16 protein-coding genes and 1 pseudogene are annotated in these 20,697 nt (G+C 69.3%); 12 read left to right on the top strand and 5 right to left on the bottom strand.

Going from position 1 to position 20,697, the window contains the following annotated elements:
* Positions 1 to 3: 3 nt before the first annotated feature.
* From P9K36_RS02245 to P9K36_RS02255, 3 genes and pseudogenes are all read left to right on the top strand, one after another.
* Complete coding sequence (locus P9K36_RS02245) at positions 4 to 1,131, top strand: AAA family ATPase (RefSeq protein ID WP_132252691.1); 1,128 nt, start codon at positions 4 to 6, stop codon at positions 1,129 to 1,131.
* 10 nt (positions 1,132 to 1,141) lie between these two features.
* A complete protein-coding gene (locus P9K36_RS02250) occupies positions 1,142 to 3,001 on the top strand; it encodes a TniQ family protein (RefSeq protein ID WP_132252689.1) in 1,860 nt (619 codons plus the stop codon).
* 458 nt (positions 3,002 to 3,459) lie between these two features.
* Positions 3,460 to 3,855 (top strand): annotated as a pseudogene (locus tag P9K36_RS02255) (efflux RND transporter permease subunit); the annotation flags it as partial.
* A 617-nt stretch (positions 3,856 to 4,472) separates the two neighbouring features.
* On the opposite strand, the gene P9K36_RS02260 reads toward P9K36_RS02255, so the two are convergent.
* Both P9K36_RS02260 and P9K36_RS02265 read right to left on the bottom strand, forming a co-directional pair.
* Entirely contained in the window at positions 4,473 to 5,066 is a 594-nt protein-coding gene (locus P9K36_RS02260; RefSeq protein ID WP_132252685.1) for a hypothetical protein, read from the bottom strand.
* A gap of 7 nt (positions 5,067 to 5,073) precedes the next feature.
* A complete protein-coding gene (locus P9K36_RS02265; protein WP_007565621.1) occupies positions 5,074 to 5,601 on the bottom strand; it encodes a hypothetical protein in 528 nt (175 codons plus the stop codon).
* 204 nt (positions 5,602 to 5,805) lie between these two features.
* Here P9K36_RS02265 and P9K36_RS02270 point away from each other — a divergent pair, with 204 nt between their 5' ends.
* The 5 genes from P9K36_RS02270 to P9K36_RS02290 all read left to right on the top strand — a co-directional run bounded on the left by P9K36_RS02270 (position 5,806) and on the right by P9K36_RS02290 (position 11,802).
* Complete coding sequence (locus tag P9K36_RS02270) at positions 5,806 to 6,957, top strand: nucleoside triphosphate pyrophosphohydrolase family protein (protein ID WP_050735147.1); 1,152 nt, start codon at positions 5,806 to 5,808, stop codon at positions 6,955 to 6,957.
* Positions 6,954 to 7,622 carry a uracil-DNA glycosylase gene (locus tag P9K36_RS02275; protein ID WP_132252683.1) on the top strand — a complete coding sequence of 223 codons (669 nt, stop codon included), beginning with the start codon at positions 6,954 to 6,956 and terminating at the stop codon, positions 7,620 to 7,622. Before P9K36_RS02270 ends, P9K36_RS02275 begins: the two co-directional genes overlap by 4 nt.
* A 312-nt stretch (positions 7,623 to 7,934) precedes the next feature.
* Positions 7,935 to 9,218, top strand: a complete 1,284-nt coding sequence (locus P9K36_RS02280) for an SIR2 family protein (protein ID WP_007565626.1) — start codon at positions 7,935 to 7,937, stop codon at positions 9,216 to 9,218.
* Between the two features lie 74 nt (positions 9,219 to 9,292).
* Positions 9,293 to 9,748, top strand: a complete 456-nt coding sequence (locus P9K36_RS02285; RefSeq protein ID WP_278306513.1) for a hypothetical protein — start codon at positions 9,293 to 9,295, stop codon at positions 9,746 to 9,748.
* Positions 9,745 to 11,802: an AAA family ATPase gene (locus P9K36_RS02290; protein ID WP_278306514.1), complete on the top strand. Its 2,058-nt coding sequence runs from the start codon at positions 9,745 to 9,747 to the stop codon at positions 11,800 to 11,802. The genes P9K36_RS02285 and P9K36_RS02290 overlap by 4 nt, the downstream gene beginning before the upstream one ends.
* A 1,531-nt stretch (positions 11,803 to 13,333) precedes the next feature.
* Here the strand turns inward: P9K36_RS02290 and asd are convergent.
* The gene (gene asd, locus P9K36_RS02295; RefSeq protein ID WP_111473124.1) at positions 13,334 to 14,236 is read right to left on the bottom strand and encodes an archaetidylserine decarboxylase; all 903 of its coding nucleotides are present in this window, start codon (positions 14,234 to 14,236) and stop codon (positions 13,334 to 13,336) included.
* Positions 14,237 to 14,268: 32 nt separating this feature from the next.
* Between asd and P9K36_RS02300 the strand changes: the two genes are divergently transcribed.
* Positions 14,269 to 15,960: an aminotransferase class III-fold pyridoxal phosphate-dependent enzyme gene (locus P9K36_RS02300; RefSeq protein WP_043755255.1), complete on the top strand. Its 1,692-nt coding sequence runs from the start codon at positions 14,269 to 14,271 to the stop codon at positions 15,958 to 15,960.
* Positions 15,961 to 16,000: 40 nt separating this feature from the next.
* Here the strand turns inward: P9K36_RS02300 and P9K36_RS02305 are convergent, their stop codons facing one another.
* Together P9K36_RS02305 and P9K36_RS02310 are read right to left on the bottom strand one after the other, a co-directional pair.
* Positions 16,001 to 16,612, bottom strand: a complete 612-nt coding sequence (locus tag P9K36_RS02305; RefSeq protein ID WP_043755259.1) for a hypothetical protein — start codon at positions 16,610 to 16,612, stop codon at positions 16,001 to 16,003.
* A gap of 51 nt (positions 16,613 to 16,663) precedes the next feature.
* Positions 16,664 to 17,350: a methyltransferase domain-containing protein gene (locus P9K36_RS02310; RefSeq protein WP_043760640.1), complete on the bottom strand. Its 687-nt coding sequence runs from the start codon at positions 17,348 to 17,350 to the stop codon at positions 16,664 to 16,666.
* A gap of 680 nt (positions 17,351 to 18,030) precedes the next feature.
* Between P9K36_RS02310 and P9K36_RS02315 the strand changes: the two genes are divergently transcribed.
* From P9K36_RS02315 to P9K36_RS02325, 3 genes are all read left to right on the top strand, one after another.
* On the top strand, positions 18,031 to 18,825 hold the full coding sequence (locus tag P9K36_RS02315; protein WP_043380860.1) for a lytic transglycosylase domain-containing protein: 795 nt from the start codon (positions 18,031 to 18,033) through the stop codon (positions 18,823 to 18,825).
* A gap of 230 nt (positions 18,826 to 19,055) precedes the next feature.
* Positions 19,056 to 20,162 (top strand): tlde1 domain-containing protein, encoded by a 1,107-nt coding sequence (locus P9K36_RS02320; protein ID WP_043760643.1) that lies wholly within the window; start codon positions 19,056 to 19,058, stop codon positions 20,160 to 20,162.
* A gap of 258 nt (positions 20,163 to 20,420) precedes the next feature.
* Positions 20,421 to 20,555: a hypothetical protein gene (locus P9K36_RS02325; protein ID WP_257791605.1), complete on the top strand. Its 135-nt coding sequence runs from the start codon at positions 20,421 to 20,423 to the stop codon at positions 20,553 to 20,555.
* Positions 20,556 to 20,697 lie beyond the last annotated feature (142 nt).

A 20,697-nucleotide genomic window follows, 5' to 3' on the forward strand; every position in this document is an offset into this window, starting at 1 on the left:
CGCATGCCGCAAAGCCAGGACGGGGAGATCTTCCGCCCCGACGTCACCATCCTTCCCGGCCCCCAGGCCGCCCCGGTCCGCCGTGAGCGGTTCGCGACCCGCTTGAGCCCGCAAGACCTCGAACGGCGGGCCTGGAAGCGACGCGTCGACACCATCCACGTTAACACCGACGTCGTGATCAAGACCGTCGCGCGCTTCGACGAGATGCTCAAGGACCTCGGCGACGATGTCGAGGGACAGTGCCTCGTCATCCCGGCCGCTTCCGGGGCCGGGAAGTCGCATCTGCTCGCCCGGTTACAGCTCCGCCCGGCGCTCGTGCCGTTCCGCGACGAGTTCGGCCCCGTGCGGCCGCTGGTCTACATCAAGGCGCCGAGCCCCTGCACGCTGAAGACGCTGGGTCTCGCGCTGTACCTCGCCATGACGGAGAAGGAGCTCAGCGCCAACCTGAAGGAGCACGATATCTGGACCCGGGTGCGCCACCAGATGCACGCCCAACTCGTCTCCATCATCATGATCGACGAATTCCACCATGCCTTCCGCGGACGCACCGGTGACGAGCGGCGCACCCTGGTCGAGACGCTGAAGAACCTCGTCATCCCGGATCCGGACGACCCGCTTCGGCCGCCCGGTGCGGAGTTGCGCCCCGTCTCCCTCGTGCTCTCGGGCATGCCCTGGCTCAAGAAGGTGCTGAAGGAGGATTTCCAGCTCCTCCGGCGCTGCGTCTTCAAGCCGATCAAGCCCCTGGGTCACTCGGAAGCCTGCGTGAAGAAGGCCACGAAATTCCTGTCGCTGGTCGAGGCAAGGCTCGGCTTCCCGGCCGCGTGCGGCCTGTCGGAGCACGACATGGTTCAGCGCATGCTCAAGGCTTCGAACGGCTACACCGGTCGCATGATGCACCTCGTCAAGAAGGCGGCCTTCCGCGCCATCCAATCGGGCAAGCCGAGCATCGGGCAGGTCGACCACCTCGGCTTCGTCTTCGAGGAGATCTTCGAGCTCGGTCCGCGCAGGAACCCGTTCCTGGTGGTCGACATCTCGACCCTGCCGAAGATGAAGGAGATCGAGTTCGAGAGGCTCACGCGCCTGACGGGGACCGCCGAGGCCGGGGTCGAGACGCAAGCCGACGACGCGTAGGGGGAAACCGATGCGGCTGACCATCATCCCGCCCGTCATCGACGGGGAATCCGCCGCGGCGCACCTGCTGCGCGCCTTCGACGTCAACGGCGAGCCGTGGAGCCGCGAACGCCTCAGGACCGCGGGCCATTCCATGAGCGACATCCTGCAGGGCCGCGCCGCCGGCCCCCTCGCGGATCGGCTCGGCCGTGGCGAGGACGCGTTCCGGGGTTGGACGCCCACCGAGATCACCAAGAAAAAGGTCGTGATCGCGGACGAGGTGGTCCACCGGGACGATTGGACGACGAACGTGCGGCGGTGGTGTCCCTGCTGTTGGCAGGACGACCTTCGCAGGACGCCGTCGGGACGACACGCGCACTGGAACATCCACCGGCGCTTCTGGTGGGACGTGGCCGCCGTCGGCACCTGTCCCCTCCATCATGTCCGCCTGGAGGGGTCCTGCCCGATTTGCCGGACGGGCGTCACCTGGGAAGCCGGCTCGCTGACCCGTTGCAGGAACGGCCATTCCCTTCTCGCCTGCGACGGCGCCAGGGTCCCGCCCGCGACGACGCTGGCGGACGCCTACGTGGTCGGCCGCCTCGGCGGCATGGCCCGGACCAGCGTGCCCCTCCTCGACGGCCTGACGCTCGCCGAGGCCTGCGACGCCATGGAGCGGTTCGGCGTCGCCCTGCTCGGGGGCGCCGACGGGGCCCTCTCGAAATTTCCGGCGGAGCGCCATCCGGAGGTGTTCTCGGCCGGTCTCGCCACCGCCCGGGACTGGCCGCACGCCTTCGACGCCCTGCTCGACGGGATGGCCCGAGCCGACCATGTCGGCCTCGGCGCCTGGGGGGCCGAACAGGTCTACGGCTATCTGTATCTCTGGGCGAAGCGGCTGCCGGCGGGAGCGAGCGGGGATGCGGTTCGGGCGGCCCTCTATGCGCATCACGCCGGCCGGGGCCCGGTTCACAAGACCTCGGTGGTGATCCGGCATACCGACGTCCCGTTGGTCAGCCTCGCCGACATCGCCGCGGAATGCGGCCGAAGGCCGGAGTTCATCGCCGGCTACGTCAAGGCCCTGGGCGCCTGGCCGCAACGGACGAGGAGGGGTACGCCCATCGGCATCGCCCGCGAGACCGCCGCCCAGATCCGGGCGATCCTCGACCGCGCGCTCCGCGCGGAAAATCTGCCGGCGGCGCTCGGGCTGGCGAAGCGCCAGACGCGTATGTTGGTCGCGGCGCGGATCGTCCCGCCCGCCGAGATCCACGCGCGCGCCGGCATCAAGGCCGACGTCTTCGACCGGGATGCCGTGGCCGCCGTGCTATCCCGGATCCGTGGCTCGGCGCCGACCGTCGGGGCCATGCCCGCCGGCCTCCTTCCGCTCGCGCGAGCCAGCCAGCACGGCAAGGTCGACGGCGTGCGCGGCACCTGCGACATGATCCTGGCCGGCCAGCTTCGGGTCAGGGCGGTCCTGCGGGACGTACCCGGCCTCGCGGGCTTCCTGGTCGACCCGGAGGACATCAGGGTCGCGCGGCGTTCGCGCGAAGGTGGGGGTCTCACCCTCGAAGAGGTCGGCCGGCGGCTCACGGTCCCGACGGACAGCGTCGGCCTGATCGTCCGGGCAGGCCTCATGGCGGGGACAGCGATGCCGTGCGGGGAGATCCTCGTCAGGGACGATGCGCTCGCGGCTTACGAGGCCGAGTACGCCACCACGGGTGCGCTCGCCAGGGAGATGGGATCCGGCGCGCGGTGGGTGCGGGAAGCCTTGGATCGGGCCGGCGTCGGGCCAGCCTTCGCGATCACGGGCCGAAAGACCACGACGGTATGGCGCCGGATGGATGTCCCGACGGACCTTCGGCGCCGCATCGCCAGGACCCACGCGCCGCGACCCTAGGAGCAAGCCGGGACCGCCGTGCCGCGCGAGCGCCGTCGGCGCAAAGCCATGAGCGGGGCGATGAGGATCTGCGCGGGGCGTCGACCGAGGAAGGATGTGACGCCGTCTTGGTTCGGGGACCCCGTCGCCTTCCAGTGGACGTGAACAGATCGGATCATCGCCGCGACCGTGATCGCGGCGGCGGCCCATCGGTTCGGCTGGCGCGGCCTCGCGCTCGGATCCGTCCTCGGTGCGACCGGCGTCGCGGTGCTGGCGGCGCTGCAGGCGGCGACCTGCCGGATCGCCCGGCATCGGCTGGATCGGATCTCCGTCCTGCCGCCGCTCGGGTTCGGCCTCCAACGCGCTTATGAGGTCACTACCGGCCTGCGAGGCCGACCCGGTGCCGACGTCCACCCTCGCGGTTAGGCTTGCACCTGCCCATCGACGCCGGCGGGCGCGGTTCGCGCCTCGGGCATCGGCCCTTCTCGGTCTCGGCGGCGGTCGGGTTCATCGCGCTCTCGGGCGTCGCGGTCCTGAACGGCTTGGTGCTGCTGAACCACATCCGCGCGCTCGTGGCGTAGGGAACGGCGATTCCGGATGCCGTCCGCGAGGGCGCCCTGACCCGGCTGCGGCCGGTGGCGATGACGGCCTTGGTCGCCGCCCTGGGCTTCGTCCCGATGGCCCTGGCGACGGGCACGGGTGCGGAGGTGCAGCGGCCGCTGGCGACCGTCGTCATCGGCGGCTTGGCCAGCGCGACCGTCCTGACGCTGCTGGTCCTTCCGGCGCTTTACGTCCGGTTCGGCAAGGCCAAGGCGTCCTTCCCGTCCGCTCCACGAGGCCATGTCGTGGCGTGGACCGACACACCAACACCTTAGCCGGACGACCTCGTGAGCGGTCGGATCAGGGCGTCCGCATCGCGGCGTGACAAGGTCCCGGGCAAATCGGGACAAGCTGTGTTGAGAGCGGCGCTGTCGCGGAGCCGAAAACGGGACAAGCTTTCATGAGAGTGTGTCCTGCGCAGCCGCGCTCATGGATCGGCATCACCCAGGCTGCCCGGACCGAATGAGATGGCACCCAAGCGGCGGGACGGCGTAGCCCGATGCGTGCCGCCGTCATTCATCGCCTTTGGGAACGCCCTGTCTCTGATCGCGTGCCGCCACCGTGGCTCGACGGATCGAGGCCAGATCGGGTGCCACGAGCGGCTGTCCGCCCGGGCTTCCGACCGGCCCGGATGAAAGGTCTCCGCCCGTCGCCCCTACTCGAAAGCCCCTGGGCATCGCACGGGACAACTCGGCGGTAGAGGCTTCTGAGCCAGGCTCATTCCGGCAGGCGCCGCGCCTTCCGAGCCGCCCGTCGGGGGCAGCCGGCGCGCGGCGTCGATGTCGCCGAAGGACCGGGGTGAGGCCACCTTGCCGCGGGCCACGCCCATGGCCTCGTGGCCGGGTTCGCCGGCCGTCCTCGCCGGCGGTGGGGCCGCCGGGGCGCTCGGCTCTCAGGCTGGCCAGTTCGCCGGGCGACCCAGGAAGCCGCGGCCCGGCATGCCGCGGAGCCATGTCACGAAGGCGCTCACCCGCTCGGGCGCGAACTGGTTTCGATGGCCCTGCGTGCTGTGCACGAGATCGCGCAGTTCCTGAGGGACCAGCGGGCCCGACCCGCCCCAGTAGGCGTATTCGCGCCCGAGAAGCACCCGGTCCGTCCGACCGGTGTCGCGCACCAGGTTCGGCAGGCTGGTGACGCCCCCCGGCTCGCTATGGAAGGAATCGGCCTGGACGAAGGTGCCGTCGGCCGAGCGTCGATAGATGTTGTCGCCGTAGATCTGCATGCGGCTGCCGGACATCACGGGTCGCTTGGCGCCGAAGCGAGCGTCGTCCCAGTACCGGTCGAAGGTGAGGATCTCGTCGATCCGCATCCAGTAGACGACACGGTCCTTGATCCCGTTCGGAATCGAGCCGGTCCCGACCACGAAGTCCCCGACGCTCGCGTGCTGCCGGATCAGCGGTTTGCACGCGCTCAGCGTGCACACCCGGTGGAACGGATTGGGCGCGAACCCGAGGTCGTGGTCGATCACGTAGGAGTGGACGCGCACGCCGGCCTCAGCACTTGTTCCGCTTGGTCTGGCGCTCCGCCCGCGGCTGGGCGTCGGGCTTCAACCACTCGGGCTTCGCGTTCCTCCGCGGTAGGGCGCCCCGCAGGCTGCCCGCATCCCAGGGAACGGTATCCCCGCCGTAATCCTCGAAAGCGCGCGGCAGCGTTTCGTCCTGGGTTCCAGGAGGCCAGATCCCGATCACGCGACGACCCTGGGCGGCGGCCCGCTGCATCACGCGCCCCAGCTCCTCGTCCGCGAGGCAATCGGGAGACAGCACGATCACCCCCAAGTCCTCGTCCGGCGTCTCGGCGTGACCGGCCGGGGCCTCGTCATCGGCGGGCGCGGGCTCGTCGTCTTCCGGTGCAACGGGATCCTCGACGTGCTCGCCGTCTTCCTCCTCGTCGTCGTCCCCTTCGTCGGGCTCGACGGCGGCGACCTCCTCGTCCACGACCTCGCAGCCCGCCTCGGCCAAGAGCTTGAGCAGGGCCGTGCGTTCCTCGTCGTCGACAGGACCGAGCACGCAAACCTTCGGCATGTGCGGCTTCTCCCCGGTGCCCAGGTCCTTCCGTCGCGCATTCCGCCCGGGAGCCTGGCTCAGTAAAGCTTAGGTGGTCAGCCGCGGTCGGTATGGCAAGGGTGCGTTCGCCGCGTGTGTGGGTACAGGCAACCCTGGACTGAGCGCCGGAAAGGTCCGACGATGGCAACCTGAGGATAGGCCAACCTGGAGCGGGGAGGGGACATGGATACGGCGCCGCTTAGCCTGAACGGTTATCAAGCCGGGGCGGTCCGGACGGACCGGACGCGAGGGAAGGGCACCGGCCTCGACCTGGCCGTGCTCGGCCTTTTCGGCGAGACGGGCAGCCTGCTGAGCGAGACCAAGAAGAAGCAGCGCGACGCGCGGTCCTATCTTGGCTACGAGGCGAGCGTCGTCGAGGAGATGGGCGACGCGCTCTGGTACCTGGCGGTGATCGCCGATCACGCCGGGCTGCGCTTGGGGGATCTCGCCGGCCGGGACCTCGCCGGCGGACCCGAGCCGACCTTCGCGGACGTGCAGCCACAGCGTGCCTTGCCTTTGCACGTCCCGACCGTCGCCTTCGAGCACACCCTGCTACAGTTGGCCGGGGCCGTCGGCCGGCTGGCCGCGCTGGGGGCGCGGGGCGACCTCGCGGGAAGCCCGGACCTCCTGGAGCGTCTCTCCGCAGTGTTCGGCCTTCTCGTCGCGGCCGCGAACGAGGCCGGCGTCACCCTGGAGCAGGCCGCCATGCGCAACCTCGCGAAGGCCGAGGACCGTTGGCCGGCGACGCGCGTCGCCCCGCCGCTGTTCGACGAGGCGTTCCCGGACGAAGAGCGCCTGCCCCGCGCGTTGACCATCGACATCTTCGAGCGCACCGGCGGGAACGACAGGCGGTACGTCGTGCAGCGATGCAACGGCATCTTCATCGGCGACCGCCTGACCGACAACATCATGAAGCCGGACGATTACCGGTTCCACGACGCCTTCCACTATGCCTACGCCGCCGTCCTCGGCTGGTCGCCGGTGACGCGCGCGCTGTTCCGCCTGAAGAGGAAAAGCGAGGCCCGCGTCGACGAGGGGCAGGACGGAGCGCGCGCGATCCTGATCGAGGAGGGCGTGGCGACGTTCGTCTTCGGTGAGGCGAAGCAGCTCGGCTTCTTCGAAGGACAGCGCCCGGGCGACCTGGGCTTCGCCTTCCTGAAATCGGTGAGGCAATTCGTGCGCGGCTACGAGGTCGAGGCCTGCCCGCTCTGGCTTTGGGAAGAGGCCATTCTCGCCGGTAACGAAGCGTTTCGTTTCTTGCGGGAGAAGCGCCGCGGGCGCCTTCGGCTCGATCTGGTCGGGCGGAAGATGCTGGTCGAGGACCTGCCGACATGACACCTGGCGCCTTCATCGAGGCCCTCGCGGCGCTTCGCTTCAGCGACACCTTCAACCCCTACGCCGAGGCCTGCCCGGACCACGACGGCGTCGGTGCGCCCCAGGTCCGGCGTGAGAACCTGCGCCTCGTGCTGGAGGCGGCCCTCGCCGGAGGCGTCGACTCGATCTGGATCGCGCGCGACCTCGGGTACCGTGGCGGGCGGCGCACGGGCCTGGCGCTCACGGACGAGGCCCACCTCTCCGCCCATGCCGGCCTCTACGGTCAATTGCCGCTGGCGCGGGCAACCCGCGGCCCCGCGATGACCGAGCGCACGGCGACGGTGATCTGGCAGGTTCTCCGGGACCTGCGACGTCCGATCTTCCTCTGGAACGTCTTCCCGCTCCATCCGCACGCGTCGGGCGACCCGCTGTCCAATCGCTGCCACACCCGTCGGGAACGGCAGGCGTCCCGCCACCTCCTCGAATGGCTGGTGTCGGAATTGCGGCCCCGGGTCCTGGTCGCCATCGGGAGGGATGCCGAGGCGGCGTTGGCGGACTTGGGTATGGCGGCCGAGCGGGTCCGGCACCCCAGCTACGGAGGTCAGACCGAGTTCGTCGCTCGGATGGGCGAGTTGTACGGCCTACCCGCCAAAGCTCCGCGCGCGGTGCAACTCACGCTGCCGTAAGGAAACCGCAGCCGGATCTTCCCGACGTTGGTCTGGCGGGCCTCCATGTCAGGCATGACGCACCAGCACGTGTTCGTATGCTGGCCCGGGATGAGACGCCTCGAACCTTCCCATCGCCCCGGCGGTCACGCGCACCTATGCCGGCGAGACTTCCAGGGTGCGACGCACCGGTGAACCCTAGGTGCGGGCAACGGGAAGCCGGATCACCTTGCTTTACCTTAGGCGTGCCTCCGGTCTATCGCCTTGGCGAAGATCCGGCGGACGAAGGGGGGCGGTTTGGACGCGGCGGTTCGTGCGCGATTGCTCGCCTCCATGGAAGCCGGGCGCCTCGTGCTCCTCTGCGGCGCCGGCCTGTCGATGGCGCCGCCGAGTTCCCTGCCGTCGGCCTGGACCGTGGCCGCCAGGTGCTACGACCGCTATGTCATGAGCATCGATCCGGCGTGCCCGCAGGAACTGCGCGGCGACCTGGAGTCCCTGGCGGAGATCTTCGCCAAGGAGGACATGCTCGGGTCGGTCTTCATCGACGCTCTCGTGCCCTGGGAGGATTTCGTCCGGCCGCCCAACGTCGGGCACGCCGCGGTGGCGGACTTCCTGATCACGCGCTTGGCCGCCGGTGTCGTGTCGGCGAATTACGACACCCTGATCGAGCGCCGCGCGCAGGAATACGGGTTCGATCTCCTCGCCTCCCTCGACGGCGACGAGGCAAAGGTCCAGGCCCGCAAGCACGCGCCCCTGCTCAAATTTCATGGCTGCTCCGTCCGCGAGCGGCGCGCCACGGTCTGGACGGCCTCACAGCTCACCGAGGACCGGGTGATCGCCGCGCGCATCGAGAAGACTAAGACGTGGATGGCCCACCACCTCCGCGAGAGCGACCTGCTCGTCGTCGGCTTCTGGTCGGATTGGTCCTATCTCAACACCGTTCTCGCCGAGGCATTGACGGGCGTCGCGCCGCTGTCGGTGACGCTGGTCGACCTGGCGCCCGAGGACGTCCTGCAGGCCAAGGCGCCCGAACTCTGGACCCTGGCCAATTCGGAGAACGTCCGGTTCACGCATGTTCAGCGTTCGGGGGCCGAAGTCCTGGACGAACTCCGGAGGGCGTTTTCCCAGGCGTACCTACGCAAGGTCCTGCACGCCGGGCGCGCCGCGTTGGAGAGCGAGCTCGGGGCGGAGTGCGAGGCGGGCTGGCTCGATCCGCCCGACCTGGGCAGCGAGGAACTCTACGACCTTCGACGGGACGCCGAGGGCGTGCCGGCCACCGCCGCGGCGACCTTGCGGAACCCGGGGCCGTCCGAGGTCCTGGGCTACGCGCACCTGTTGCTGCGGCGTGCCGGTGCCAGCCAGACCCCCGTCGGCTATGATCTCGCGGGCCGCCGGATCAGGGTCGTGAACGGTTCGGGCATGCTGCTCCAGACGGTGCAGGACCGGTTCAGGGAGACGCCGTTCGAGGTCGCCGACATCGTGGTCTGCGCCGGAGCCACCGACGTCGGCCTGCCGTTGAACGTCGTTCGGGAAGGGCGACCGGGCGACATAATCCGGCCGAGCGCCTCCGCGGCATGGCTCGACCTTCCCGCCGCCCGCAGGGAGCTCGAAGTTTGATGGACATAGCGACTCAATCCGAGGTGCTCCTCCGGTCGGCAGGCTATGAGACTTGGACCTGGCCGGGCGGCAGCGTGCCGGTCGTCTGCTTCGAGAACGCGGCGGTCGTCGGATTCCTGCACGTCTTCGCGAGCGGCGAGAGCCTGCTCGCCGATTGGCAGCAAATCCAGCAGGCCACGCTCGGCCGGCATGCGGCCTCGTTGCGCTCTGCAGGCACAAAGGCCTGGAACGTTTACGCCTTGTTCCTGGCTTGCGGCTCCGAACCGGCCCTCGCGCGGCAGATCGAGCGGATCGAGGAGGACTTCTCCATGACCCGAAAGATCGCGCGCGGCGACTTGCGCACGGTCGCCGATTTGCGAAGAACGTTGTTGCCCCTCCTGCCGGTTCTCAGCGCACCCGAGATCGGCGGGGCCGATTACCGGGCCCGTCTGCGGGCGCGGTTGAGCGACCTGCCGGACGACGCGGTGGCCGCGTTCCTGGGCGCTGCGAGCGCTTCCGAGGTGGCGCGCATCCTGGTGGATGCGCCATGAGGCTCGACTACCTCGAACTGTGCGGCTTCCGGGGCTTCCTGGAGCGCCAACGGGTGGATTTCGGCACTGGCTTCACCGTGATCTGCGGACGCAACGGCGTCGGGAAGAGCACGCTGTGCGACGCGGTCGAGTTCGCCCTCACCGGCCAAATCGACAAATACCTCGTCGACAAGGCGGCGAAGGAAAGCCTCGACGACTACGTTTGGTGGCGCGGCGAAGGCCACCCGGAGGCGCACTTCGTCACCGTGGGATTTCGCGCCGATGACGGGAGCGGCTTCGCGGTGACGCGCTCGCGCGAGACCGGCGCAGACCGGGACGCGGCACGCATCGAGGCGATGCTCTGCGTTCCGGGCGCGAAGCCCGAGCGGGCCCTCCAGCAGGTCTGCAGGACATCCATCATTCGCGACGAATGGATCGCTGCGCTCAGCCTCGACCTGACGGAAACGCAACGGTTCGAGTTCGTTCGCGGGGCCCTGGGCGCCATCGAGGGTCCGGATTACGCCGCCAAGGCTCGTGAGGCCCTGTCCTCCGCCGAGGCCGTACACAACGCCGCCGCGCAGGCCTATGAGGAGGCGCGCGCACGTCTGACCGCGGCGCTGACCGACTTGGAGCAGATCCGGGACGTCGCCCTGCAGGCCGGGGACGTCGCGGCCGTCCTTGCCACCCTGGACGAGCTTACGCCTGGGGCCGGCCCCGACCTGGGAGCTCGGGTCGCGGCAGCTCGGAAGACGCTGGCCAGGCGCCGGTCGAACCTCGGCGAGATGGGATGGGTCGCCGACGAGGCTCGCGCGGTGGCCGCATTGCGCGACACGGTCGCGCGACACGGCGACAGCGCAGGCCGGGCCGCGGTGGCGGTGGCCGAAGCCGAGGTCGCGGTCCAGGAAGCCCGCCGCCAGCTGCAGGCCGCCGAGGCGCGCCTGGACCGGGAACAGGAAAGCGACGGCCTCGCCGCGTCGCTCGCGATCCTGGTCGATCACGGCAGCCGGATCGGCCTGCATGACGACCGTTGCCCGCTATGCCGCGCGCCGCAGGGCGCCCCCGAGTTCGAGACGGGGCTCGCATCCGCGCGCCAGCGCCTCGCCGCCCGGCGGTCGGCAGTGCCGGAGGCGCGAGGCGAGGTCGCGGCGGCCCGAACCCGGGTCGAGGATGCCGGCGAGATCCTGAAGCAGGCCGAGACGGTCGTCCATCGCCTCGCGTCCGCCCAAGCCGAGCTGGAAGCCCGGGAAGAGGCGCTTTCGGCCGAGCTCGTGCGACGTTCCCTGGATGGAGAGCTGGCCTACGACCCAGAGGCCCTGGAGGAGGTGGTGGAGGCCGAACGGAGTCGGTTGATCGACCTGGAACGGAGCATCCTCACCTTGGAAGCTTCGCAGGCGGTGGAACGCGTAACGGAGCTCGAAGCGCGCCTCGAAGCGCTTCGGGCAGAGGCCGACGACGCGAGCGACCGGCTCGCGCGCGCCCACGCTGCGGTGACGACCGCCCGGACGCTGGACCGTACGGTCCGCAGGACGAATGCCGAGATCATCGACGAGCGCCTGGCGGTTATCAGCCCGCTGCTGAACGAGCTGTACCAGCGGCTTCGCCCGCATTCCGAGTGGCGGACCATCGATTACGGCATACGCGGCGACGTCAGGCGTTTCCTGAGCCTGCGGGTCGGCAACGGCTTGAACCCGCAATTCGTGTTCAGCAGCGGGCAGAGGCGTGCGGCCGGGCTGGCCTTCCTCCTCTCCGTTCACCTGTCCCGGCCGTGGTGCAATTGGCGGACGCTCATGCTCGACGACCCGGTCCAGCACATCGATGATTTCCGGGCCTTGCACTTGGTCGAGGTCCTGTCGGCCCTGCAGCGGTCGGGCCGGCAGATCGTCTGTGCCGTCGAGGATCCGTCGTTGGCGGAATTGCTGTGCCGGCGCCTCATGAGCGAGCCCACGGCGCTCGGTCGCCGCCACGACCTGGATCTTGTTCCCGGCGGGGGTGCCTCGGTCACTCGCTCGACGGACATCGCACCAGCCATGGTCGGCGTGCTCAGGAGGGCAAGGGACCTGAGCGCGGCGAGCTGAAACGGCCTTGATTACCGACGGCGTCGGGACTGTGCTCGCCCCGGACCGGTGCTTCGACCCGCGGTCCCCGATTTCGTGACCTCGACGAGGGAAGAGGGCAGGGAGCTCGACGACCGCCTCGCAAACGCTCCCCGCTCTCCGCAGACCCCGTCCGACGTGGGTGGCGCCCTGCCCGTCGAAAGCGGAGAGCATTCCTGCGCGCGGCAATTCCGGGGAGTGGATGCCCGATCAGGCCGCGAAATCGAAAAGGTTTCGTCCCGGCCAGCGGTCCTGGCTCAAGCCCGACACGGGGATCATCATGTCCGCAGAGGGGCGCGCGGTCACGGGCGCCCCTCTGCGGAGGCCATCGGGTTCAAGCACATCCCGGGCGTGAGGACAGGATTCCCTGACAATCGGGACAAGCTCTCTTGAGTGCATACCATTGGCAGGGCCGCAAATCGGGACACGCTTTCCTGATAGTCTGCCTCGGCTGTCCTAGCCGTCCGGCTCGCCTCGTCCCGAGGCGGCTTCCTCGTGCGTGCCGGGCCGCCGTCCAGATCATCGTGGAGCGGCCGATCCGACCACGTGAGGACCGCAGCGACTGTATCGGCGAAGCCAGCCGAGCCGACCGCCAGGACGCCTTCGCGGGCCTGACCGATCTGGGCGCTCGACCGGATGCCCACCCCGGCGTTGGGGGCCGGTGGTATCCTCGCGGCCATTCCGAAAAGAAAGTACGGAAACCCGAAGGGCATGGCCCGGTCCGCAGATCACACTAAGGGTGCGGTCTGGACCCATCGGCCCTATGATCGAGCCGGCATCGGGTTTGATGCCGGCCTCTGTTTCCAAGGGTTGGACCAGGCATCCGCGCCTGGGCATGTCGGGTCTAGGGAGCAGGCGGACCACGTTCCCTACAAATCGAGATAAACTTAAATGAGGCCGCCCCTCGGGGAGTAACAGAAATCAAGACAAATTCTCATGTTAGCTTGCACCAAGGCGGGTTGTCGGATCTACTGCGGGCTGTGCTGCGCAGACTCGTTTCCGGAACCAGGCTGTAGTACAGCCGCCTCAATCCGAAAAACTGTGCCGGCGTGACGGTGAGACGAGGGCAATCTGTTATCCTCCGAGCCATTGAGGAAGCCGCAGTCGGTCGAGAACGCGGAAACGCGAGGCTGAGCGGACGTGAGGGGCCGTTCGCGAACAAGGTCAAACTTCTCTGTAAGCATGGATCTGTAAGGACAGAGTTCCGTGTGCTTTGGGCCAAGCTCATTTGAGAGCACTCCCTGTGGGGATCCCTCAAATCAGGACAAGCTTTGCCGAGAAATGACACAGCCTGTGTGATGGCGCGGTAAAGCACGGTCCGGCCTCTGCCGGGCCGAGAGGCGCGCGCACGTGGCGGGCAGCGCCGGCGCATCCTGCCCGTCGCGTGCTGATCGGGGCCGTGTCAGTCTCCTGTGAGTCCTCAAGGACGCGCGCATCGCAGACCGCGCCGGGTCGGCAAGGCGCGGCTTCGCCAGCCCTACGCGTAAGGTGCGGGCGAGGGCGTCGCAGATCGTCAGCGGATGGGCGGCTCCGGAAGGCGCATGAGGGGCTCGCCGACGCGCAGACGCGACCCCACGGAGAGTCCCGGACAGAACGTGAAGCCCGGCGCTGCCAGCACCACGATGGTGGAGCCGTGCTCGAACCAGCCCATCTCCGCGCCCTTCGCCAGATGCGTGCCGCTGGGCAAGGTCCGCCCCCCGGTCTCGCGCAGGGCAAGCCCTTCAGGCAAGAAGCCGAGGCGCAAGCCCGCCACGAGGATGGCCGCCACGGGCACCAGGGTCACGGCATGGCCGCCTTCCGCGAGGCGCAGGCGCAGGATCGCGCGCTCGTTCCGGCAGAACAGCGCCTCGACACGCTTCAACGCGATCGGATTCACGTTCCAGGTATCCCCCCAGATGTGCCGGACCGACTCGACGCGCAGATCGTGCGGCGCGTGAAACCGATGGTACATCCCGGCCGTCAGCCGCAGGGTGGCGTAACAGCCGCCTTCATGGGCGCGCGCCAGCGTGACATCGCCGCCGAGCAAATCGGCGAGCGGATAGGACAGGCCCTTGATCTGAAACAGGCGTCCCGCTTCGATGCGGCCATGGGCGCCCAGGATCGCGTCGCTGGGGCTGGTGAGCACTGCGGGATCGGGGGCAACCGGCCGGGCGTCGGGGCGTAGGGCGCGCACGAAGGCGGCGTGAAGGCTGGGAAAGCGCGTCTTCTCGGCGTCGCGGAGATCGACGTCGCAGAACAACCGCCACGTCGCGATCGAGAGGTCGCGCACCAGGGGCTGTTCGATCCGGCTGAACCGGCCCATGAACCGGGTGGCGAACCGGCGCGGAAGGCGGTTCGTCAAAAGGAAATTGAGATCCTCCTGCGCGCCGACCCGCGCCAGGACCGCCCGCAACCGGGATCGGGCAACCGTCATCATGCCGTGAACCGTCTCCGATAGGGCGCGGGGCGATGTCCGCGCTCCTCATCACCCTGTCCGCCACCGCCGCCACCGCGGTTCTCGCCCTGCCGCGCGCGGCAGAGCGCCTGCAATTGTCGCGGGCGAAGCACCGTTCGCTCACCGGCCATGCCCGCATGGCCCGGCGCGTCGCCGGGCTGATCCCGCACTACGCCTATTCGGAGCGCGCCTTCTTCCGGTCGGACGAACCGGACGAAGCAGTGGCTCTGCGCCGCGAGGCGGGTTTCGCCAGGCTCTCCGGCCGGTTCCGGACACGCTTCGCCCGGACGCGGGCCGAGACCGAGGCGGTGCGCGACGGTCTCTCGGACCTGCAGTTCACCGGGCTGTACCGGGTGCCGTTCCAGTATGCCCGCCACGTGCGCGCGCAGCTGGGAACCGGCGCCTTCGCGGCGTCCGCCGAGGGCGTGACTGTCACGGATCTCGACGGCAACGTGTTCTACGACCTCGCCGGCTCCTACGGCGTGAATCTGTTCGGCGTCGATTTCTACCGCGCCTGTCTGGAGGAGGGCGCCACCCGCGTCGCGGCGCTCGGCCCCGTGCTCGGGCCGCTGCACCCGGTCGTCTCCGGCAACGTCGCGCGGCTGAAGGCGATCTCGGGCCTCGACGAGGTCTCGTTCCACATGTCGGGCACCGAGGCGGTGATGCAGGCGGTCCGACTCGCCCGCTACCACACCGGCCGGCGCCGGATCGTCCGGCTCTGCGGCGCCTATCACGGCTGGTGGGGCGAGGTGCAGCCCGGCATCGGCAACCCGGTCCCGACCCGCGACACGCTCACCCTGGCCGACATGTCGGAGCGGACGCTGCGGGTGCTCGCCACCCGCCGCGACGTCGCCTGCGTCCTGGTCAACCCGCTCCAGGCCCTGCATCCGAATGCCGGCGCGCCGGCCGATTCCGCGCTGGTGGACAGCGGTCGCAGGGCGTCCTTCGACCGCGCCGCCTACACCAAGTGGCTCCACGACCTGCGGGCGGTGTGCAGCGCCCGGGGGATCGTGCTGATCCTCGACGAGGTCTTCCTCGGCTTCCGCCTCGCCCGCGGCGGCGCGCAGGAGTATTTCGGCGTGCGTGCCGACATGGTCACCTACGGCAAGACGCTCGGTGGCGGGCTGCCCGTCGGCGTCCTGTGCGGGCGCGCCGACCTGATGCGCCGCTACCGGGACGATCGTCCGGTCGACATCTGCTTCGCCCGCGGGACCTTCAATGCCCATCCCTACGTGATGGGCGCCATGGGCGCGTTCCTCGAGCGGCTGGACACCCCAGCGGTCGCTGCCCTCTATGCCGACCTCGACGCGACCTGGGACGGGCGCGCGCGGCGCCTCAACGCCCTGTTGGCGGACGCCGACCTGCCGGTGCGGGTCGCCAACATGTCGACGGTGTGGACGGTCCTGTACACCAAGCCGTCGCGCTACAACTGGATGCTGCAATTCTACCTGCGCGCGGAGGGATTGGCCCTGTCGTGGGTCGGGACCGGCCGGTTGATCTTCAGCCTCGCCTACGACGACGCGGCCTTCGACGCCGTGGCGACGCGCTTCGTGGCGGCGGCGCAGGCGATGCGGTCGGATGGGTGGTGGGAGGGTGGCGCCCCCAGCGACAAGGCGATCCGCCGGTCGATCCTGCGGGAGGTCGCGGCGGTGCGCCTGGGCAGGCTCGGCACCCGGCTGGGCCTGCGCGCCCCGGATCACGACTGATCCGGGGCGCCGAGCCGCGCGCTCGGCGCGGGATCCAGCCTCAGGCCCCGCGCTCGTGCGGCTCCTGCTCCTCGACCAGTTCGCCGTGCAGCAGCGCGAGCGGCGCCTTATGGTAGAGCTTGATGTCGTGAAACGGGTCCGTAAGGATCTTGGCGACCCAGACGAGACCGGTCTGCACGTCGCGCTGGACGAAGAGTTGCACCATCCGGAACAGCAGCCCGGCCAGCGCCAGCCACAGCCAGATCCAGCCCACGTTGCGGATCAGGTCCGCGGTGGTCTGGTGCGGTGAGATCAATCCGAACAGGCTCGGGTCGAAATAGAGCGGCAGAGGCGACAGGGCCCAGATCGCCAGGAGTACGACCTTGCGTTGCAGGTTGTAGCCGACCTTGATCTCTTCCTTGTGCTCGTGCGTCGCGTCGTTGATGTGGTCGTAGCCCTTCGGCTCGAAGAAGAGGTGGCCGGCCTGCCGGGAGGTCATCGCCACGAGCCAACCGATCAACGCCGCCGTGGCCGGATCCTTGAACGCCAGGGCATAGGCGAACAGAAAACTGATCGCGCTGACGACGTGCAGGCTCTGGTTGATGCGGTTGTGGTGGTAGTATCGATGATCGTCCCAGCGCTGCACGCGCAGCGCGTCCAGAAAACTCGCCATGGTGTTCGTCCCCGCTCGGATTTGGGTGGGCTGGTCGGAGGTGAGGCGCCCTCAGGCGTCGCGCTTGCGCAGGCGGAGGAGGGAGAAGTGGCCGAGGGGCGGGAGCGCCCGGCGCTCGACGATTTCCACGGGTGCAGTCACGGCCCAGGCGGCATAGCGCTCCCAGGCGAACTCGGTCCGCCAGCCGAGGCGGCTGGTCACCGGCGCGAGGGCGTGCTCGACGATGCGCCGAAGGCCGGACTCGGCACCGATCCGGGTGGTGATCACGATCTCGCCGCCGGGGCGGAGCACCCGGGCGAACTCGTCCAGCGCCGCCTCGGGATTGGGCACCGCGGTGACGACGTACTGTGCCACCACCACGTCGAAGGACGCGTCGGCGAAGTCGAGATGCTCCGCGTCCATCACGGCGAGACGTTCGACATTGCGCAGGCGCAGCCGCGCCACCCGTTGGCGCGCCTTCTCGAGCATGGGCGCCGAGATATCGATCCCGACGATGCTGCGGGCGTGCCGGTAGGCGGGCAGGGACAGACCCGTTCCGACCCCGACCTCCAGGATCCGGCCGCCGATCCGTTCCGCGGCCGCGGCCGCCAGGGTCCGGCCCTGTGCGAAGACGGGCCCGAAGACCAGATCGTAGACCGGCGCCCAACGGCCATAGGCCTTGGCAACTCCGTCGCGGTCGAGATCGGGACCGAGCGTCGCCGGACGCGAGGAACCGGTATCGTGCATTCCGATGGCCATGAGCATCCTGTCTCGATGTCGGCAAGGTCGGCGCAGGGGCGGTCTTGGTCTGACCGCCGGTGTTGCGGATTTCGGTCGTGCGTTCGGGATCGAAGTCGTGTCAGCGCGGGTTCGGACCGGCTGCTCCGCAGGCGGAGGATGCGCGACCGCCTGGGCCCTGGCCCGATCGACCGCAAGCTTTGCGAGACAGCATCGGCCGATCAGGAGGAGCGCAAATGCGGGTGGCGGACTCTTGGTTCATGCCGAGCCACACCGACAATCATCGACCCCACGCCGCCCCTCCGCAGAAGTCTTTCCGCCGGCAAAGCTATGTCCGTCGTTTGACAGCGTTGTGACAGTATCATCAACGGCGCGAGCCAATCCTAATTTCGTTGGCAAAATAGCGATGATCCAGACGGAACATCTTCGACCGACGCCAGGAATGCGATCCGCCCAATGCCTGTTCTTTGAACCGTGGCTCGCGCCTCTCAAGCGGTGGCTACGCCTGAAAACGCGGCATTCACGATGCCGCCAACCCGCAGCCACCGCGCTCTCGTCGGAGATCCGCGGATGCGCAATGATTTGAGGGCGAGAAAGGTGAAGGTCGCCCCTTCGACATCTTCTCGCCCTCTTATCGACCAGATGTGGCCCGGTATCGCCAGCAGGACAGGGCGCGAGGACGCGCCGAAGGAGTGTTTCGCGTGATCGAGAATTTGCGGCGTCAGACCATCGCGGTCGCGGCCTTTGCCGGGATCGCCCTCAGCGCCGGGCAGGTGCAGGCTGCGCAGTGCGGCAACACAGCGGCCGGGTTCGATGCGTGGAAGCGGCAGTTTGCCGAGGAGGCGCGGGGCCGGGCCAGCGCTGCCAGCCTCGCGGCATTGCAGAACACCACCTATTCCACCGCCACGATCTCGGCGGATCGCGGACAGCACAGCTTCAAGCTGTCGCTTGAGCAATTCCTCGCCAAGCGCGGCGGCCCGACCATCGTGTCCCGCGGACGCGCCCTGAAGCGGCAGAACGCTGCCCTCTTCGAGTCCATCGAGCAGCGTTACGGCGTCCCGCCGGGACCGCTCCTGGCGATCTGGGGCATGGAGACCGGCTTCGGCGCCGTGCGCGGCAACGTCAATACGCTCTCGGCGGTGGCGACGCTCGCCTATGATTGCCGCCGCTCCGAATACTTCACGGATCAGCTCTACGCCGCCTTGACCCTCGTCGATCGCGGCCTGCTCACCCCGAGCACCCGCGGCGCGGCGCATGGCGAGGTCGGCCACACGCAGTTCCTGCCGAAGAACGTGCTCACCTACGGCACCGGCGACCTCAACAATGTCGGGGCGGCCCTGTCGTCGACCGCGAACTTCCTCAAGGCCCATGGCTGGCGGGCGGGCGCCGGCTACCAGCCCGGCGAGCCGAACTTCGCGGCGATCCAGGGCTGGAACGCGGCCCCGGTCTACGAGAAGGCGATCGCGCTGCTCGGGCGTCAAATCGACAACGACTAGCAGTCTATCGCACATAGATCCGTGTCTTAGAGACACGAACACTGGTGGCGGTGCGCCTGAAAATGGTCCCGATCAATCCAAGATCGACCATCGCATCGCCGCAGAAAAGCCGGCCCGACCCCGCTGTCTCGCTTTGAGCGGGGCCGGTCCGCCCGCGGCGATTCCTCCCCCTGTGGTGGAGAGCCGCCGCCGGTCTGCCCCGTCTCGCGACGAGGAGCATGGGCAACCGCATGGCTGTCGAATCCGTGCCGCTGGACGGCCTCAAATCCCAGACCGCGCGCGGCGCCTGGCTGGCGCCCCTTTCGGTGCTCACCGGCGTGGTAGCCCTCGCTGCCCTCGGGGGCAGCGTCCTGCACCGCGCCCCGGATCCGGCCGCCGAGATCGAGATCGCCCGAACGGAGGCGTCGACCGCAAGATCGGATGCCGCTGAGACGGCGGCGGCCACCGTCGTCGAATCGGAAACGGTGGGATCGCCTGATCCGTGGCGGGAAGCCGCCGGCGGAAAGCTGTCGCGCTGGGCCTGGACCCAGATCGCGCCGCCCGCCCTGACACCAGAACCCGTGCCGGAGCCCGGCGCCGAGACCGAACCGAAAGCCGCGGAGCCGCCGCAGGCCGCGATGGTCGTCCCGCTTCCGATTCCGCGGCCGCCCGAATTCCGTGCGCCGGCCGGAACCGGCTTCGCGCGTCGGTCCGACCGGCGCATGGCGCGCCGCGACGTCCCGCCTGTGGCGCAGCCCGCTCCCCAGACCGACGAGCGGTCCTTCCTCGAGAAGCTCTTCGGCATCGAACGCGGACCGGCTCTCGCCTACGCCGCTCTGGAGAGCAAGCCTGCGGACGTGGCGCCGCAACGGCGGATCTCGCCGCCGCTGGCGCTGTCCCCGGCGCCGAGCCCGACGGGCGGAGTGGCCGTCTACAACATCGCCGCCAAGATCGTGACGCTGCCGAACGGCGAGCGTCTTGAGGCCCATTCGGGTCTCGGGGAGGGGCTGGACGATCCCCGCCTCGTCAATGTGCGGATGCGCGGGCCGACGCCGCCCGGAACCTACGATCTCACCGAGCGCGAGCGGCCGTTCCACGGGGTTCGGGCCATCCGGCTCACGCCGGTAGGCGGCAACGAGGCGGTCTATGGCCGTGTCGGCCTTCTGGCGCACACTTACATGCTGGGGCCGCGCGGTGATTCGAACGGCTGCGTATCGTTCCGCGACTACGAGCGGTTCCTTCAGGCCTTCCTGCGCGGCGAGGTGCAGCGCCTCGTCGTGGTCAGCGGCACGCAGGATCCGCTCCCGAGCCTCGCCGCCGGTACGGTCACGACCCGGATGGCCCGCAACGGCGGTTGAACCCGCCCCGCGACATGAGCCGGCGGCGCGCCGCGCCTCGCGCCTTGAACCGGCCGGTCTCCCCCGCAGAAGGCGGCGCATCGTCGTCCCGCGCCGGGTGAAGACGCGCCGCCTCTGCGGATGCCGTTCCCGCAACACGGTTCGTCGGTGCTGGGAAGTCGTGCCGTCCGAGGTCACGGACCGAGAGGCCGGCCCGCTCATCGATGCGATGGGCAGCGGCCGCAAGCCGGAATCCTCCGACCCGTTCGGACCGTGCTCGTGAAGACCCTCGTCGCCGGTACCGGCTACCACCGGATCGGGGGAGACCGGTGGGTCACCGGCGTCCAGACCGCCAAGGCGCCCGAAAGGGTCGCCACCGAGCTGCGACGCGCCACCCGGATGGACGGCGACTGAATCGACTTGACGACGCCAGGGCGCGTCATGCCGAACTGAACCGACCGCCGGCCGTCGCGCAGCATCAGCCGTTGCCAGTCCATCCGATAACGTCGATCGCGGATCCGGACGCACGATCCCGGACAGTCTATCGGCGACGCCC

Origin of the sequence: Methylobacterium sp. 391_Methyba4, from assembly GCF_029691625.1 — a bacterium.
GTDB lineage: Bacteria > Pseudomonadota > Alphaproteobacteria > Rhizobiales > Beijerinckiaceae > Methylobacterium > Methylobacterium fujisawaense.

Coding starts and splice junctions, on each gene's coding strand:
- P9K36_RS02290 (WP_278306514.1), top strand. CDS start 9,745: ATGAGGCTCGACTACCTCGAACTGTGCGGCTTCCGGGGCTTCCTGGAG.
- P9K36_RS02280 (WP_007565626.1), top strand. CDS start 7,935: ATGGAAGCCGGGCGCCTCGTGCTCCTCTGCGGCGCCGGCCTGTCGATG.
- P9K36_RS02320 (WP_043760643.1), top strand. CDS start 19,056: ATGGCTGTCGAATCCGTGCCGCTGGACGGCCTCAAATCCCAGACCGCG.
- P9K36_RS02300 (WP_043755255.1), top strand. CDS start 14,269: ATGTCCGCGCTCCTCATCACCCTGTCCGCCACCGCCGCCACCGCGGTT.
- asd (WP_111473124.1), bottom strand. CDS start 14,236: ATGATGACGGTTGCCCGATCCCGGTTGCGGGCGGTCCTGGCGCGGGTC.
- P9K36_RS02245 (WP_132252691.1), top strand. CDS start 4: ATGCCGCAAAGCCAGGACGGGGAGATCTTCCGCCCCGACGTCACCATC.
- P9K36_RS02265 (WP_007565621.1), bottom strand. CDS start 5,601: ATGCCGAAGGTTTGCGTGCTCGGTCCTGTCGACGACGAGGAACGCACG.
- P9K36_RS02305 (WP_043755259.1), bottom strand. CDS start 16,612: ATGGCGAGTTTTCTGGACGCGCTGCGCGTGCAGCGCTGGGACGATCAT.
- P9K36_RS02310 (WP_043760640.1), bottom strand. CDS start 17,350: ATGGCCATCGGAATGCACGATACCGGTTCCTCGCGTCCGGCGACGCTC.
- P9K36_RS02250 (WP_132252689.1), top strand. CDS start 1,142: ATGCGGCTGACCATCATCCCGCCCGTCATCGACGGGGAATCCGCCGCG.
- P9K36_RS02270 (WP_050735147.1), top strand. CDS start 5,806: ATGGATACGGCGCCGCTTAGCCTGAACGGTTATCAAGCCGGGGCGGTC.
- P9K36_RS02275 (WP_132252683.1), top strand. CDS start 6,954: ATGACACCTGGCGCCTTCATCGAGGCCCTCGCGGCGCTTCGCTTCAGC.